The 15809-nt window shown below is 63.1% G+C and carries 11 protein-coding genes; 9 read left to right on the forward strand and 2 right to left on the reverse strand.

Going from position 1 to position 15809, the window contains the following annotated elements; genetic code table 11:
• The first annotated feature begins 55 nt into the window (after positions 1–55).
• From ACR9ZC_RS19400 to ACR9ZC_RS19420, 5 genes are all read left to right on the forward strand, one after another.
• Positions 56–2572 (forward strand): hypothetical protein, encoded by a 2517-nt coding sequence (locus ACR9ZC_RS19400; protein ID WP_481581543.1) that lies wholly within the window; start codon positions 56–58, stop codon positions 2570–2572.
• A gap of 159 nt (positions 2573–2731) precedes the next feature.
• Positions 2732–6421 (forward strand): hydantoinase B/oxoprolinase family protein, encoded by a 3690-nt coding sequence (locus ACR9ZC_RS19405; RefSeq protein WP_481581544.1) that lies wholly within the window; start codon positions 2732–2734, stop codon positions 6419–6421.
• 138 nt (positions 6422–6559) lie between these two features.
• A complete protein-coding gene (locus ACR9ZC_RS19410) occupies positions 6560–7321 on the forward strand; it encodes a DUF969 domain-containing protein (RefSeq protein WP_331568438.1) in 762 nt (253 codons plus the stop codon).
• Positions 7318–8268 carry a DUF979 domain-containing protein gene (locus ACR9ZC_RS19415; RefSeq protein ID WP_481581545.1) on the forward strand — a complete coding sequence of 317 codons (951 nt, stop codon included), beginning with the start codon at positions 7318–7320 and terminating at the stop codon, positions 8266–8268. Before ACR9ZC_RS19410 ends, ACR9ZC_RS19415 begins: the two co-directional genes overlap by 4 nt.
• Before the next feature lie 97 nt (positions 8269–8365).
• Positions 8366–9298 carry a LysR family transcriptional regulator gene (locus tag ACR9ZC_RS19420; RefSeq protein ID WP_481581546.1) on the forward strand — a complete coding sequence of 311 codons (933 nt, stop codon included), beginning with the start codon at positions 8366–8368 and terminating at the stop codon, positions 9296–9298.
• A gap of 17 nt (positions 9299–9315) precedes the next feature.
• On the opposite strand, the gene ACR9ZC_RS19425 is transcribed toward ACR9ZC_RS19420, so the two are convergent.
• Positions 9316–10047, reverse strand: a complete 732-nt coding sequence (locus ACR9ZC_RS19425) for a phosphatase PAP2 family protein (RefSeq protein ID WP_481581547.1) — start codon at positions 10045–10047, stop codon at positions 9316–9318.
• Between the two features lie 423 nt (positions 10048–10470).
• Between ACR9ZC_RS19425 and ACR9ZC_RS19430 the strand changes: the two genes are divergently transcribed.
• Positions 10471–11208 (forward strand): hypothetical protein, encoded by a 738-nt coding sequence (locus ACR9ZC_RS19430; protein WP_481581548.1) that lies wholly within the window; start codon positions 10471–10473, stop codon positions 11206–11208.
• Positions 11209–11273: 65 nt separating this feature from the next.
• Here ACR9ZC_RS19430 and ACR9ZC_RS19435 read toward each other — a convergent pair whose 3' ends face one another.
• Complete coding sequence (locus tag ACR9ZC_RS19435) at positions 11274–12395, reverse strand: ABC transporter ATP-binding protein (RefSeq protein ID WP_481581549.1); 1122 nt, start codon at positions 12393–12395, stop codon at positions 11274–11276.
• A gap of 164 nt (positions 12396–12559) precedes the next feature.
• Here ACR9ZC_RS19435 and ACR9ZC_RS19440 point away from each other — a divergent pair, with 164 nt between their 5' ends.
• The 3 genes from ACR9ZC_RS19440 to ACR9ZC_RS19450 all read left to right on the forward strand — a co-directional run bounded on the left by ACR9ZC_RS19440 (position 12560) and on the right by ACR9ZC_RS19450 (position 15784).
• Positions 12560–13912 carry an ABC transporter substrate-binding protein gene (locus tag ACR9ZC_RS19440; protein WP_481581550.1) on the forward strand — a complete coding sequence of 451 codons (1353 nt, stop codon included), beginning with the start codon at positions 12560–12562 and terminating at the stop codon, positions 13910–13912.
• Between the two features lie 61 nt (positions 13913–13973).
• Positions 13974–14906: a carbohydrate ABC transporter permease gene (locus ACR9ZC_RS19445; protein ID WP_481581551.1), complete on the forward strand. Its 933-nt coding sequence runs from the start codon at positions 13974–13976 to the stop codon at positions 14904–14906.
• Entirely contained in the window at positions 14903–15784 is an 882-nt protein-coding gene (locus ACR9ZC_RS19450) for a carbohydrate ABC transporter permease (RefSeq protein ID WP_481581552.1), read from the forward strand. The genes ACR9ZC_RS19445 and ACR9ZC_RS19450 overlap by 4 nt, the downstream gene beginning before the upstream one ends.
• Positions 15785–15809 lie beyond the last annotated feature (25 nt).

Here is a 15809-nt window from a genome sequence, read left to right on the forward strand (position 1 = left end):
AGCGCAATTCGTTCGCTGAACCGAGCGGCACGGCGATCGAGCTTATGGTTGGGCCATGACGCGTCGGGCGCGGCATCCGCGTTTTTCCAGCGGGCCGCTCGACGCACGCCCCATCCATCCCTCGCCCATCGCCCCTATGAAAAGCGGAACGATTTCCACCGGTAACCCGGTCGCGTCGACGTCGACCGATCCGCAGACGGCTTCCGTTCGCGATACGTCCGAGCGGCTGCGCCGCGAAACGCCTGCCGTCAACGCGCAGTTCTCCGACTTGCGACCATGGCGCCGGACTTCGGCCCACATCGAGGAGAGAACCGATTCGGACATGAGCGGAGCTTCGTTTCACAGCACGGTTTCCGGTCCGTTCGACGCTCTCTCCGATACGATCTCCGATACGGTCACGCCAACCAATGCCGTCGTGCCCCCGAACATAACGGCGTCCACGGGTCCGCTCGAGCACGAGGCGCAGACGAACGAAGCGCCGCCGCTTGCGCACACGCGGCGCGAACGGCTACTCGAGGACTACTTGAGCGCGACGGGGCGACCGCTCGATCTCGAACGCGCCCTGACCGCGATCAAGCTGCGTTGCGCCGCGGAAGTTCACTGCGAGAAAAACGAATGGGCCCGATTCATGCCCCGTCTGCACAGAAAAGGCGCCGCGCTGCGACGCTTCGAGGAATTGCTCGACGTACCGGTGGACGAGTTGCTCGCCGACGTGCAAGCGCACCCCAAGCACTATTCGCGCACACTGTTGACGGACCTGGCTCAGCATCATTTGCTCGCTTCGCTGAACATCGATGTCGCGCTATATAAGCAAGGTATCCACAAGGCAGGCCTATACGAAGGGCTCCACAGCGTCGCGGGCCGACTGACCTCGGTCGCGGCCGCCGGCATCAGCGGCGGCCTGTCGCTCGTTCCAGGCACCGAACACGCATTGAAAGCGGCTCAGAAAGCCGCCAAGGTCCTTGCGCACGAATTGCCGCCCAATATCGTGAACCCGGCACTCACGGGCACGCTGCGCTCGATCACAGACGTGAAGGAATCGTTCAAACGCGTAGGCGGGCAGCCGGTGGTCGCGCCACAAATCGAGAGAAGCCCCGACATGGGGGCGATCGTGAGATCGCTCAAGGATCAGCGTCGCGAACTGGCCACGGCGGTTGCGCAGTTTCGGCAGGCGGCGCAATCGGATGAGGGCGCGCAAGCCGCAGTCGGCCCTCTGACCGATGCGTTCCTCGCGTTGCATGACACCGCGGATCGGCAGTACAGGCGCCGCATCGGCTTGAATCGCACGCAGACCTACAGCAAGGGCTGGGGGATGGCCGTGAACGGCGTAGCCGCAGCGGGCGCCGTGGTAACCGCTACCGTGCCCGTCGCCGGGCAGATTGCCGGCCCCGCGATATTGGCCGCCACGGTACCGCTGCAATGGGGGGCGGGCTACCTCGACGAACGGCGCAACAAGCATCGCTATAACCTGCGAGCGAACACCAAGTGGGGCGACTTCCTGACGGAAGGCGCCGCGCGCATCCATTTCAAGGATTTGAGGCCCGAGCATGTCTCGGAAGCGGCCCTCAGGCGGTCGTTCACGACGCAGCCCGAAGTGCAGATCGCGGCGGTTCGAGAGGTCTACGAAGATGCGCTCGGCGAATGGATCCACGAGCATGCCGAGCTGGAGCGAAAAATCCGCGCGCTGCAAGCGGGCGGGACGACGCCAGAGCGTACGCTGGCGCCGCATCGCACGCGGCTTGCGGAGTTGACGGAACGCATCGAGTTCGCCAAGCAGCACGCGGGCGATTTCGAGTCGCTGGATCCGGCACGCTGGGCCGCGATTCCCACCGACAGCCTGATCGGCCGCTGCCTCGACGACTTGAAGCAACTCGAAAAGGCGAATCGCCGCGCGCGGCTTCGCAAGCCCGGAGAAAGCGCCCAGATCGTTCAGCGCTACGTCCAGGCCTTTCACGCGGGCGTGTCGACCGGTACGGCCCTGCCGATCATGGATGGCATCACGGCAACGGATTCGTCCTACACCACGGATGCGCACCGCCATCGCACCGGTCTCGATCCCTCCGCCGAAGCGGGCGCATTGAGTGCGGGCATCACAGGCGGGGCAGTCTTCACTGCGGCCACGGGCGAGGTGCGCATGAGCAAGGCCGACAACAAGAAGCTGCTCTCGAAAACGCACGTGAGCCCTCTGCAATCGCGGCTGCACGAAGCGCGCTGGGTGTTTCAGGCGGCCGGGCGGCGCGTCGACTTGACTACGACGGCGGGGTACCGCCGGCATGTCCATTCGACGTGGGACGAACTGAGGCTGCTTGGCCGTGCCGTGGGCCACGGCCTCGTCAGCGGACCGGTCGGCCTGGCCAACCTCGTGCGCGCGAAGTGGTGGCCCCGCGGGCAACTGCGCCAAGCCAAGGCCCAACTGCGCGACGCGCTCGACGCCATGACGCAGGCCGGGGTGCCGCGCAACGAAGCGGTGCCGCGAGCCAACACGCTGTCGGCCATGAAAGACGAGCTATACGACTACCCCGCGGTGCGCCGCCATCTAGGCGTCGATGGGACGGATAGGCCCGCTGCATAAGGCTCCGGCGGGTATCTATTTTTCTTATACGGTGGATTTATTTTTCTGCCTGGACTGACCGGGTTGGCTCCTTCGACAATCCACCCGACAAACAATGGCCGGCGATGCGCCCACACCCAGCAACCGGCGGCCATCCATCGTGGACGGAGAGTCGAGGTCATGGAAGTGAAATCGCAAGCAAACCAAGAGAACGCGGCAACCGGCGTCGGCGCCGCGCGAGAGACCACCCCAAGCGACGGCCGCTGGCAATTCTGGGTCGATCGGGGAGGCACGTTCACCGATATCGTCGCGCGCCAACCGAACGGCGAACTCATCACACACAAGCTGCTTTCGGAAAACCCCGATCGCTATCGCGATGCGGTCGTCCAGGGCATCCGCGATTTGCTCGGCATCGAAGCAGGTGCCCCGCTGCCGCAGGACAAGATCGAAGTCGTCAAGATGGGCACGACGGTGGCGACCAATGCCTTGCTCGAACGCAAAGGTGCCCGCACGCTGCTCGCGATCACGCGTGGCTTCGCGGACCAATTGCGCATCGGCTATCAGGAACGCCCCGACATCTTCGCGCGGCATATCGAGCTGCCGGCGCAAATGTACGAACGCGTGGTGGAGATCGACGAACGCATCGATGCGCAAGGCACGGTGCTGCGCGAGCTCGACGAAGTGGCCACGCGCGCGGCGTTGAGCGCCGCGCGCGAAGCCGGCATCAGCTCGATTGCCATCGTATTGATGCACGGCTACCGCTTCCACAAGCATGAACTTCGCGTCGCCGCCATCGCCAGCGAATGCGGCTTTACGCAAATCTCCGTCAGCCATCAAGTCAGCCCGCTCATGAAGCTCGTCGGCCGTGGCGACACCACGGTCGTCGATGCCTATTTGTCGCCCGTGCTGCGCGATTACGTCGATCGCGTCACGCAGCATACGGGCTCCGTCCGGCTCATGTTCATGCAGTCGAGCGGCGGCCTCGTCGACGCTTCGCGCTTTCGCGGCAAGGACGCGATCCTGTCCGGCCCCGCGGGCGGCATCGTCGGCGCGGTCAAGACTTGCGAAGCCGTGGGCGAACAGAAGGTCATCGGCTTCGACATGGGCGGCACCTCGACCGACGTCGCGCACTACGACGGCGCATACGAGCGCGTATTCGAAACGCAGGTTGCCGGCGTTCGCGTGCGCGCGCCGATGATGGACATCCATACGGTCGCGGCCGGCGGCGGCTCGATCTGCAGCTTCGAGAACGGACGCTTCAAGGTCGGCCCGGAATCGGCCGGCGCTTATCCGGGTCCGGCGAGCTACCGCAACGGCGGCCCGCTGACGGTGACCGATTGCAACGTCATGCTCGGCCGCGTGCAGGCGGAGCATTTCCCGCACGTGTTCGGACCGGACGGCGATCTGCCGCTCGACGTCGAAGTCGTGCGCCGGAAGTTCGCCGATCTCGCGCAACAAGTCGAACGCGAAACGGGCCGCTCGATGAGCCCGCAAGCCGTCGCCGAGGGGTTCCTCACGGTGGCCGTCGACAACATGGCGCAGGCGATCAAGACCATCTCCGTCGAACGCGGGCACGACGTATCCGACTACGCACTGTGCGCGTTCGGCGGCGCGGGCGGCCAGCACGCCTGCGAGGTGGCCGACGCGCTCGGCATGAAACGCATCGTGCTGCATCCGTTCGCGGGCGTGCTGTCCGCATTCGGCATGGGCCTCGCGGACCTGCGCGTGCTGCGCGAACGCGCCGTCGAAACGGTACTCGAAGAAGCCGCGCTGCCCGAGTTGCGCGGCTTCTACAACGCGCTCGAAACCGAAGCGCTCGAAGAACTGGTGGCACAGCGCATCCCGAGCGATCGCACACGCGTGACGCGGGCCGTGCGGCTCAAGTACCAGAACACCGATTCCACACTCGAAGTGCCGTTCGGCCACGAAGCCGAGATGGTGCTGGCGTTCGAAACGCTGCATCGCAAGCGCTACGGCTTCGTCATGCAGGCCAAGGCACTCGTCGTGGAATCGGTCGTCGTCGAGGCCGTCGGCCTGACCGAGACCGATACCAACGCGCTGACCATGGTCTCGCGCCGCGCCGCGAGCGCTCCGCAAACCGATGCGCGCGCAACGATGTTCGTCGGCGGACGCGAACTTCAGGTTCCGCTTCACGCGCGCAAGGCAATCGCGTTGGGCGACCGGCTCGAAGGCCCTGCCCTCATCACCGAGGACATTTCGACGATCGTGCTGCAACCGGGCTGGTCGGCGAGCCTGCTCGAAGACGGCACGCTGCGTCTCGAGCGCAACGATCAGGCGCAGGCGGGCGCCGCGGCAGCGACGACCGCGATCACGACGGCACGGCACCCCGTTCATCTCGAGATCTTCGACAACATCTTCATGTCGATCGCCCAGCAAATGGGCGTGACGCTCGAGAAGACGTCGTACTCGGTCAACATGAAAGAGCGGCTCGACTTCTCGTGCGCCATCTTCGACCGGGCAGGCGGCCTCATCGCGAACGCGCCGCATATCCCGGTTCACCTCGGGTCGATGAGCGACAGCGTGCTCAGCGTCATTCGCGAGCACGGCGCGACGATGAAGCGCGGCGACGTCTTCATGCTCAACGTCCCGTACAACGGCGGCACGCACTTGCCTGACATCACCGTCGTCATGCCTGTTTATGACGAGCGTGCCGAGCTGCTCTTTTACGTGGCCGCGCGCGGGCACCACGGCGATGTCGGCGGTATCACGCCGGGATCGATGCCGCCGAACAGCACGCGCATCGAAGAAGAAGGCGTCCTGCTCGATAACGTCAAGATAGTCGACGAGGGTACCTTCCTCGAGGGACCAGTGCGTGGGCTCTTCAACGAGGGCCCCTACCCGAGCCGCAACGTCGATCAGAACATCGCCGACCTGACCGCGCAAATCGCCGCCTGCGAGTGCGGTGCGGCCGAACTGCTGCGTGCGGTCAAGCGCTATGGTGCCGATGTCGTGCTCGCCTACATGGGGCACGTGCAGGACAACGCCGAAGAAGCGGTCCGCAACGCCATCGCAACGCTCCATGACGGCGAATTCGCCTATGAGATGGACGACGGGGCCGCGATCCGTGTCAAGGTGACGATCGATCACGAGCGGCGTCAGGCGCGCGTGGATTTCACCGGCACGAGCGAGCAGCGCAAGACGAACTTCAACGCGCCCTGCTCGGTCTGCAAGGCCGCCGTGCTCTACGTGTTCCGCACCTTGCTGACTGACGATATCCCGATGAACGAAGGCGTCTTGCGTCCGATCGAAATCGTGATTCCACAAGGGTCGATGCTGAACCCGGTGTACCCTGCCGCTGTCGTGGCCGGCAACGTGGAGGTCTCGCAATCGATCACCGATGCGCTTTACGGTGCGCTCGAGGTCATGGCTGCCTCGCAAGGGACGATGAACAACTTCACGTTCGGCGACGAATCTCATCAGTACTATGAGACGATCGCTGGCGGCTCGGGCGCGGGGCGCGCTCATCCGGGCACCTCGGTGGTGCAAACGCACATGACGAACTCGCGGATGACCGATCCGGAAGTGATCGAGTGGCGCTTCCCCGTCATCGTCGAACAGCATGCGATTCGGGCGGGCAGCGGTGGCGCCGGCCTGCAATCGGGCGGCGACGGCGCGGTGCGCAGAATCCGCTTCCGGCGTGCGATGACGGCGAACATCCTCGCGAACCGCCGTCGCGTCCCGCCGTTCGGTCTGGCGGGTGGAGAAGCCGGTGGCGTCGGCCGCAACTGGATTGAACGCGCAAACGGCGAAATCGATCATTTCGGCGCGACGCATACGGCAACGGTCAATCCTGGCGACGTGTTCGTCATTGAAACGCCGGGAGGTGGCGGCTTCGGCCGCGCTGCATAATTCCAACAATACAAGCGCGAGTCGGGGCCTGTTCGGAGGGCGGCATTGCACGAACAGGCCCCGGTCAACGCGCCATACCGAGGCCCCGCGTGAGAACGCGCGGGACCTTGTCCATTCGCTGCTACGGAGGAGCACCCCATGCAACACGCAGTCAATCTATACCCGCTTGTCGGTGTGGCTGTAATCGTTATCGGCTTTCTATTGCGTTTCAATCCCATGTTGATCGTGGCGGCATCGGCCATCGTCACGGGGCTTGCCGCGCACTTCCCCATCGACCATATCCTCGCCGCGATCGGCAGCGGCTTCGTCAAAACACGCGTGATTTCGCTGATCATTTTGCTGCCGCTCGCGGTGGTCGGTCTGCTGGAACGGCACGGGCTGCGCGAACGCGCGCAGATCTGGATCTCGGGTATTCGCGCCGCAACGCCCGGCCGTTTGCTGATCGCCTACCTGTTCGTGCGCGAAATCACGGCGGCGCTCGGGTTGACCGGGCTCGGCGGCCATGCGCAGATGGTGCGCCCGCTCATCGCACCGATGACGGAAGGCGCGGCCGAGGCGCGCCACGGCAAGCTGAGCGATGCGGTTCGCTACCGGCTGCGCGCGTTCGCTGCGGCGTGCGACAACGTCGGTCTGTTCTTCGGCGAGGACGTGTTCGTCGCCTTCGGCGCCATCGTGCTGATGGTGACGTTCCTGAAGGAGGCCGGCATCGTCGTCGAGCCGATGCACGTCGCCGTTTGGGGCATGCCGACCGCGCTGTCTGCGTTCCTGATTCAAAGTTTCCGCCTGTACCGGCTCGATCGTTGGCTCGCTCGCAATCTCGGTAGCAAGCAGCCCACCGACGCTCGTCAAGGCACCGGTTCCGAAGAAGTCGCCGCGAAGGCCCAAGGAGAAAACGCATGATCGTCTCGCTCAACGTATTCTTCTGGCTCGTCGGGATCGTGCTGTTCGTCATCGGCGGCATCATCGTCAGCGACCGCTCACATCCGAAGCGCTTCCTCGCAGGCGGCTTCTGGATCGTCTGCGGCGTGATTTTTCTGGCCGGCGACCGCTTGCCCGCCGATGTCGTCGGCGTACTCGTGATTCTGATGGCCATCGTCGCCGGTATCGGCGGCGTCACACGTGCCAAACCCCAGATGCGCCCTGAGGAAGCGCGCCGCGCCAGTGCGGTCCGGCTCGGCAACAAGCTCTTCATGCCGGCGCTCACGATTCCGCTCGTCACCGTCATCGGCACGCTGCTCGCGCCGAAGCTCGTCTTCGGCGGTGTCGCGCTGATCGACCCCAAGAATGCGACGCTCGCATCGTTCGGAATCGGTTGCGTCATCGCGTTGATCTTTGCCTGTGCGCTGACGCGCGATTCGGTCGGACAGTCGGTGAAGGAAGCGCGCCGCCTCGTCGACGCCCTTTCCTGGGCCGTCGTGCTTCCGCAATTGCTCGGCATGCTGGGGCTGGTGTTTGCCGATGCCGGGATGGGCAAGGCCGTCGCGCATCTGATCACCGCCTACGTGAACCTCGATTACCGCCTGGTTGCCGTGGCCGTCTACTGCGTGGGCATGGCGTTGTTCACGGTCATCATGGGCAACGGCTTCGCGGCGTTCCCCGTCATGACCGGCGGCGTCGCCCTGCCGGTGCTGATCGGCGTTTTCCATGGCAATCCCGCACCGATTGCGGCGATCGGCATGTTCTCGGGTTATTGCGGAACGCTCTTGACGCCGATGGCGGCAAACTACAACATCGTGCCGGCCGCCCTGCTCGAGCTGCCCGATAAATACGGCGTCATTCGGGCACAGGTGCCGACGGCGATCGCATTGTTGATCGTCAATATCGTGCTTTTGAATGCGTTCATGTGATGTCTGAAGCCCTATATCGAGATTGACAGCGCGCAAGGGCCGGATTGCCGAGGCAATTCCGGCCCTTCGCTCATTCGGATCGATGGCGGAGTGCAAAGTGAATCTCAAGTTCCTCGAAACGTTCATCTGGGTCGCGAAGCTGCACAGCTTCAGCCTCGCGGCGGACAAGCTCCATTCGACGCAGGCCGCCATTTCGAGCCGGATATCGGTTCTCGAACAGGAACTCGGCTCGAAGCTCTTCAAGCGGGATCCGAAGGGTGTCACGCTCACGCGCGCCGGCGAGCGGGTGCTGCAACATGCCGAGCAGGTGAGCCGATCCATGGCCGAGCTCTATGCCTCGTTGCAAGACGAGAACCTCGCTGCCGGCACGATCCGGATCGGCGCGATGGATAGCGCGATTCATTCGTGGTTCGTCGATTTCGTCGCCGACGCGATGCACCACTATCCCAACCTCGATATCGAAGTCACGTCGGACACGGCGCTCAACCTGAACGAACAGTTGCGCCGCGGAACATTGGACCTCGTGATTCAGACCGACATGATCCGCGACGAGACGATCCGCAGTGTGGAGCTGCTCGAACTGCCGGTGTCGTGGATTGCGGCGGCCGGATCGAACATGCAGCCCATGCAAGCGGACGAAACGATGACCGCCGCGTTGCGCCGGCTCGGCGCCGAGCGGCTCATCACGTATTCGCGCCACTCGCGTCCGCACCAGGATTTGCTGCGGCTCATGCAGTCATATGGCGTCGCCGAGGCGCGCGTGAGTTGCGTAAACTCCCTGGCCGCGATGATTCAATTGACGCGCACCGGGTTCGGTGTGGCGGCGATGCCCCCGGCGCTCGTGGCCGACCTGCTGGAAAAAGGCGTCCTTCGCCGGCTCGATGGGCTCGAAACCCCGCCGCCGCTACCGTTCGTGATTGCCTGGCGTACGGGCACGAATCGCGCTGAAAATCTCGTCGACATCGCGGCGCAAACGGTTCGCAAGTTTGCCGAACGAGTAGGCGAAGGTGCGGCGCGTCTCATCGTTTGATCGGCATTGCCAGCGGCTCACGACGTTTCGAGGTAGTGCGCCGAGAAGAAGTGCGCGATGACTCGGAACTCGTCGAACTGCGTGGCCAGCTCGAAGCTCAGTAAGAACGCCAACGCGAAAAACGGTCCGGGCCATCGTCGTGCCATCGCAAGCACGGGTTTCGCGGCGATCGAGCGTACCGGCCGCACACTCATGACGCCGGCGAGCAGGATCCCAAGCAGCCCACCCACGATCACATCGCTCGGATAATGCAGCCCGAGATAGATGCGCGGCAACCCGATCAGCACGGCGGTATGAATGAACGCATAGATGCCGAGCCATCTCGACGCCAAAAAAATGCCCATTGAAATCGCGCACCAAAGCATTGCATGGTCGCTTGGAAATGCGCTCCACGTCCGCGGCAACAACTGATCGACTTTCGTGACCGGATACAAGCCCTGCAGAGCCGGCTCATAGACCGGACGCAGGCGAAATGGCAGGTAATGCGCGAGCAGCCGTCCCGCGAGGAATGCAACGAAACCGCTCACGATCGCGATGACTACCAGTTCGCGGTCGCGCCGCCGAATGGCGATCTCGTCCCGCGATGTCGCGCGGTAATGTCTGAACCAGATCCACCAGAGCAACGCCACGAGCAGCGTGCCCTTGAACAAGTACATCTTCGAGATCGCGTCGACGATATGAGCGACCGATTGCGAATGCACCGTGTAATGGCTCATCGCTTCGATCAACGGACGATCGAATGCGTTCATACCTCTCCCTTTTCGAGCACGCCCTTTCCTGCCGGGTCTGGCGCAACGTCGCTAGGCTAGCGCACACATCGCGGTCGAACCGCGCGCTACCGATCATAAAACTGTCATCGGAGTCGTATGCGAGGAACATGACTTGCTGCCGCGGGCGTCTGCTCGCGCCGGCAAACGCGGTCCTTGCGCACGCAATCGAATGCAATATGAAAGAAACGGGAAGGATAAATGAATGCGTCCGGACCATTGGGCGATAAGCATGATTGCCGAGGCGATCGGCTCGCGCGCTTCGGTATGCAAGCGACGGGAGAAAAATCTGAGAATGCGGCGGAAGGCGGTAATTCGGTCCTAGACCACCCCGCATAGTCGATGATTCAGCGCGGCTGGCGCGTAGTTTGAAGCACTCATTCCCAATTGCATTGGAGGCACAAATTGAAATGGAACGATGTGGCTATCCTTCTACTGGATCCGGCCGATGGAACGATCCGCGAATGCGCAAATGCCTGGAAAAGGCGCTATGGGATTTCGCGCGACCGAAGCTTCAGCGTCCCCTTTGCGCGTACTCACCGCCGCGCGGGCGAGATACTCCCGGGATACAAGCGTCTCGAAGCGGGTTCGTTGTCTTTCAGCAATCTCACGACCAAGCTGATCGTGGTCAGCCACGGCTGCCCCCAAGGGTTGTTCCTCGGCAGAACCTTGCTGGGCGCCCAGGACGTTGCCTACCAGTTGGCCGCGTGGGGTTTGACGAGCGTCGGCCTGCTGGCATTTCGCGGGTGCCTGCTCGGAAAGGCCAACTTTCTCGACAGGCTCGTCCCGTCGCTCTCGCATGCAAACATCGAAGCCGGCTGGCTCCTCGGTTACAAACGCGAAGCCATCTCGCTCGGGATCGATCCGGGTTGGCTCGAGACCCCGCGCCTGCTTATCGATACGCAGCTCAACGGGAAGCACGAAGGATGTCACCATCCGATGGCTACCGAACGCCGAGCGCCGCCACGCGTCGCGGCGCACGAGGGAATCGGCTTCTTCGACCGGCTGCTTCGTGAAGCCACCGGGGGCCGCTCCAAGCTGCCTGACGAGCAGCGCGTCAAAGTCGTTCGAGGCAACCGGGTCGTGGCGCCGCCCAACGGATCGAGTCCACGGTACCCCGCCTACCTCGAAACGCCCGTCTGACGGCAACGGCCGGCCGCGCCCGTGGCACGCGCTCGGGCGTTCGCCGGCCATGCCGAATTGACGTCTCACGCGGCGGCCTGCTCGGCCATCGAGCGCGTATTGACGAGTGCCCGACCGTCTTGCGCGAACAGATGCACATGGCGAATCGCAAAGCCTGCCGCAATGCGTTGGCCCTCCACGGCCTTGGACTCGCCCGAACCCTTGAGCTGAATCGTTCGATCGTCCGCCAGACGCAGATGCAGCAGCGTTTCTCCGCCAAGATGCTCGATGACCATCACTTCACCCGCGAACGCACCCTCTGCGCCCGCCATGTCCTGTTCGAGCAGATGCTCGGGGCGAATGCCGAGCGTCAACGTTTCGCCGGCGCGCACGCCGTTAGCATCGAAAGGCAATGCCAGCGACGCGCCGCCCGGCAGTTCCACCGCGACACTGCGGCCTTCGGCGGAAACCACGCGCACGTCCAGGAAATTCATCTTGGGCGAGCCGATGAAACCGGCCACGAAGCGGTTACGCGGCTGGCGATAAAGCTCGAGCGGCGAGCCGATTTGCTCGACCAGGCCATGGTTGAGCACGACGATGCGGTCCGCCATCGTCATGGCTTCGGTCTGATCGTGCGTGACGTAGATCATCGTTGCGTTCAACTGCTTGTGCAGCTTGATCAGCTCGAGCCGCATCTGCACCCGCAGCGCAGCATCGAGGTTCGAGAGCGGTTCGTCGAAAAGAAAGACCTTCGGCTCGCGCACGATGGCGCGCCCTATCGCCACACGCTGACGCTGCCCACCCGAGAGCGCGCGCGGGCGGCGTTCGAGTAACTGTCCGATCTGCAGAATCTCCGCCGCGCGACGCACGCGATGCTCGATCTCGTCGTTCGGCAACTTGAGCATACGCAGGCCGAACGCGATGTTCTCGTACACCGACATATGCGGATAGAGGGCGTACGACTGAAACACCATGGCGACACCACGTTGCGAGGGCTCGAGGTCTGTCACGTTCTCCTCGCCGATCAGCACGCGGCCCGAATCGACCGCCTCCAGCCCGGCGATGGTGCGAAGCAGCGTGGACTTGCCGCACCCCGAAGGCCCCACGAACACGAGAAACTCGCGGTCCGCGACTTCGATGTCGATGCCCTTCAGCACTTCCGTAGCGCCGAACGTCTTGCGGATTGCCTGCAACTGAACTGCACTCATGCGTGTCTCCCGCGGTCCAGATCCGTACCGGAATCGCCGCACCGCATCACGAACTTCGAATCGATTCTTCTTGACAAGTGCCTCGGGTCAAAATATACATTTGTAAAACTGAAATTACAAGTGTATCGCACGAGGCGAGCACACTACATCCCAGGAGACAGGCAATGAACAAACGCTTCCTTCGGCCGAAGGCCTCGACGTTGTTGCTGGCGACCGCTTCGCTCTTCGCCGCGGCGAACACTTATGCGTGGACGCTGAAGGAAGCGGCGGCACCGTACTCGGGTACGACGATCAACGCAATCTTTCTCGATCGTCCCGGGTACAAGGCCGCGGCCCAGCTGATTCCCGAGTTCGAGAAGGAAACGGGCATCAAGGTCAAGTTCGAGACGATTCCCTATGAGAGCACGCGCGAGCGCGAAGTGCTCAACTTCGCGAGCGGCGGCGCGCAAGACGTGGTGCTTGTCGACGTGGTGTGGATCGGCGAGTTCGCGAACAACAAATGGCTCGCACCGATCAAGAAATTCACGGACGACCCCAAGCTGGCGGACCCGAATCTGAACCTGAAGGGCTTTTTCCCGATTCTGCTCGATTCGTTCGGCACCTGGAACAAGGTCACCTATGGGTTGCCGTTCGATAACTACTCCGGGCTCATGTTCTACAACAAGTGCATGCTCAAGGACGCCGGGTTCGATTCGCCGCCGAAGACATGGGATGACCTGCTGAACACCTACGCACCCAAACTGACCCACCCGGACAAGAACCAATACGCGTTCGCGCTGCAATCGCGCCGCGGCGAGACGCAATCGGCCGACAGCTTCATGCGCGTGCTATGGCCGAACGGCGGCTCGCTGCTCGATGCGAAGTTCAAGTCCAATTTACTTTCGCCGCAATCGCAGGCCGGCCTCGAGTACCGCCAGAAGCTGATGAAGTACATGCCGCCGGGCATCGTCGACTTCGATCACGCGGAAGCCGTCAATGCGCTCGCCCAAGGGCGCGTTGCGATGATCACCGAGTGGTCGGCGTTCTATCCCACGCTGACCGATCCGTCGAAATCGAAGATCGGCAACTGCCTGGCGATCACTACCGAACCGCGCGGTCCGGCCGGCCTGAAGCCTGCATTGGGCGGTTTTTCGCTCGCCGTCAACGCGAAGTCGAACGCGAAAAAACAGGCGGCAGCGTGGCTGTTCATTCAATGGATCACGTCCGAGCAGATGGCCAAACCGTACCTCGAAGCGGGCGGCGTGCCGGCTCGCATGGCCGTCTATCAGGACAAGGCCGTACAGGACAAATATCCGTTCGTGAAGCCGATGGTCGAATCGTGGCAAGGCGGTGTGCCTGACTATCGTCCCCGTTTCCCCGAGTGGCCGGCCATTTCCGAAATCATCGCCGAGTGGGGCACGAAGATGATGCTGGGCCAGGTCTCCGTCAAGGACGGCGCGAAGACGATCGGCGACAAGATGGAGGCGATCCTCGCCAAGGACGGCTACTACGACGGCAAAAAACCTTTGTTGAAATAAGGCCGAACCGCATGCGGCGCGCGCAACGAGCACAACGATGTCAGACCCGAGGAGCCAGACGATGAAGACGACCGTGCCAGGCACGACGGCACGAACGAGATCAGCGGCCGCGCGCTTGCGGCTGTGGCCGCGCTCGCCGGCCTTCTGGTTTCTGTTCCCGGCCATCTTCGCGCTGGCTGCGATCGGCGTCTATCCGCTGCTCGTTGCGCTCTATAACTCGTTTCATCAATACAAGCTCGCCGATGTCGAATCAGGCACCCCGTTCGTCGGATTCGACAATTACGTGGCGACGCTCACCGATCCGTCGTTCTGGCAAGCGCTCGGCCGCACCGTGCTGTTCTTATGCCTGACACTGCCGATCGAAGTGGGCATCGGCCTTTTTGCAGCGCTGATGCTGCATCGCAGCGGCCTCGCGTGGATGCGGGCCGCGGCCCGCGTGAGTCTCGTCATTCCGATGGCGACGACGTATGCCGTCGTCGGCCTGATCGGCCGGCTCATCTTCAATCGGCAATTCGGCGTCGCCAACTATTTGCTGAGCTTTTTCGGGGTGCCGCCGCTCGACTGGCTCGCCGATCCGACGCTTGCCTATGTCTCGGTGATGATCATGGACATCTGGCAGTGGGCGCCATTTTGCGCGCTGATCTTTCTCGCAGGCCTGGCGATGGTGCCCAAGGAGGCCGAGGAAGCCGCACGGCTCGAAACGCCGAGGTGGAGCATGATTCTCTGGCACCTGCAGCGGCCTTACCTGCTGCCCGGTCTCACGGCCATCATGATCCTGCGTTCCGCGGACATGCTGAAGATGTTCGATGCCGTCTTCACGATGACGCGCGGCGGACCGGGCTCAGCCACCGAATTCATCAGCGTCTACATCCAGCGCGTCGGCTTCAGGCTCTTCGATCAAGGCATGGCATCGGCGCAGGCCATGCTGCTGCTGATTCTCACGATCGTTCTTTCGCGTCTTTATATCCGCTTCGTCTATCGGGAGGCCGCTTGAACACGACACCGACGACGCCCGATTCCAGCCGTGTCACGCTGCGCGCGCGGCGCGCCCGCCTCGCACGTCAGCGCGCGGGCGCCGGCCATTTTTTCGGCCTCCTGATCGTTTTTCTGTCTTCGGTATTCCCGTTTTACTGGATGGTGACCACGAGCCTGAAACACCAGGCCGATGCCCTCGCCTATCCTCCGCACTGGATCTTTACGCCGACGCTCGACCATTACATCGATGCGCTGTTTCAGCACGACGTAGCCGGTAGCCTCGTCAATTCGCTGCTCATCGCGAGCAGCACGACCGTGCTCGCGATCCTGCTCGGCACGCCGGCCGCTTATGCACTCGCGCGCTACGAATTTCGCGGCAAGGAAGACCTGTGGTTCTGGTTCATCTCGAACCGGATGGTGAGCCCGGTCGTGCTGGCGGTGCCGTTCTTTCTGATCGCGACGAAGCTCGACCTCGTCGATACGCATATCGTGCTGATCCTGCTTTACCTGACGTTTTCGCTGCCGATCGTGGTCTGGATCTGCACAGATCAATTCCGCAATATCCCCGTCGAGCTCGACGAAGCGGCACGGCTCGACGGCGCCTCGCCGTGGCGGGTGTTCTGGCGGATCAACCTGCCCCTCGCGATGCCGGGCATCGTCGTGTCGGCCATTTTCGCGTTCATCTTTTCCTGGAACGACCTGCTCTATGCGCTCGTGCTGACGCGCTCCGACGCGGTGACGTCGCCCGTTGCCGCGACGAGCTATATGAGCGGATATGAGCTGCCGTGGGGCGAGATCATGGCAACCGGCACGCTCATCGTGTTGCCGATGGTCGTGTTCGCACTGCTCGTCTCGGGCCGGCTCGTGCAAGGCCTTACCATGGGCGCGGTCAAATAACGCCATTCACCTCGACGCACCGCAC

The organism is Trinickia sp. HAY1-2D (assembly GCF_056754935.1).

Coding starts and splice junctions, on each gene's coding strand:
- ACR9ZC_RS19400 (WP_481581543.1), top strand. CDS start 56: ATGACGCGTCGGGCGCGGCATCCGCGTTTTTCCAGCGGGCCGCTCGAC.
- ACR9ZC_RS19405 (WP_481581544.1), top strand. CDS start 2,732: ATGGAAGTGAAATCGCAAGCAAACCAAGAGAACGCGGCAACCGGCGTC.
- ACR9ZC_RS19410 (WP_331568438.1), top strand. CDS start 6,560: ATGCAACACGCAGTCAATCTATACCCGCTTGTCGGTGTGGCTGTAATC.
- ACR9ZC_RS19415 (WP_481581545.1), top strand. CDS start 7,318: ATGATCGTCTCGCTCAACGTATTCTTCTGGCTCGTCGGGATCGTGCTG.
- ACR9ZC_RS19425 (WP_481581547.1), bottom strand. CDS start 10,047: ATGAACGCATTCGATCGTCCGTTGATCGAAGCGATGAGCCATTACACG.
- ACR9ZC_RS19435 (WP_481581549.1), bottom strand. CDS start 12,395: ATGAGTGCAGTTCAGTTGCAGGCAATCCGCAAGACGTTCGGCGCTACG.
- ACR9ZC_RS19440 (WP_481581550.1), top strand. CDS start 12,560: ATGAACAAACGCTTCCTTCGGCCGAAGGCCTCGACGTTGTTGCTGGCG.
- ACR9ZC_RS19445 (WP_481581551.1), top strand. CDS start 13,974: ATGAAGACGACCGTGCCAGGCACGACGGCACGAACGAGATCAGCGGCC.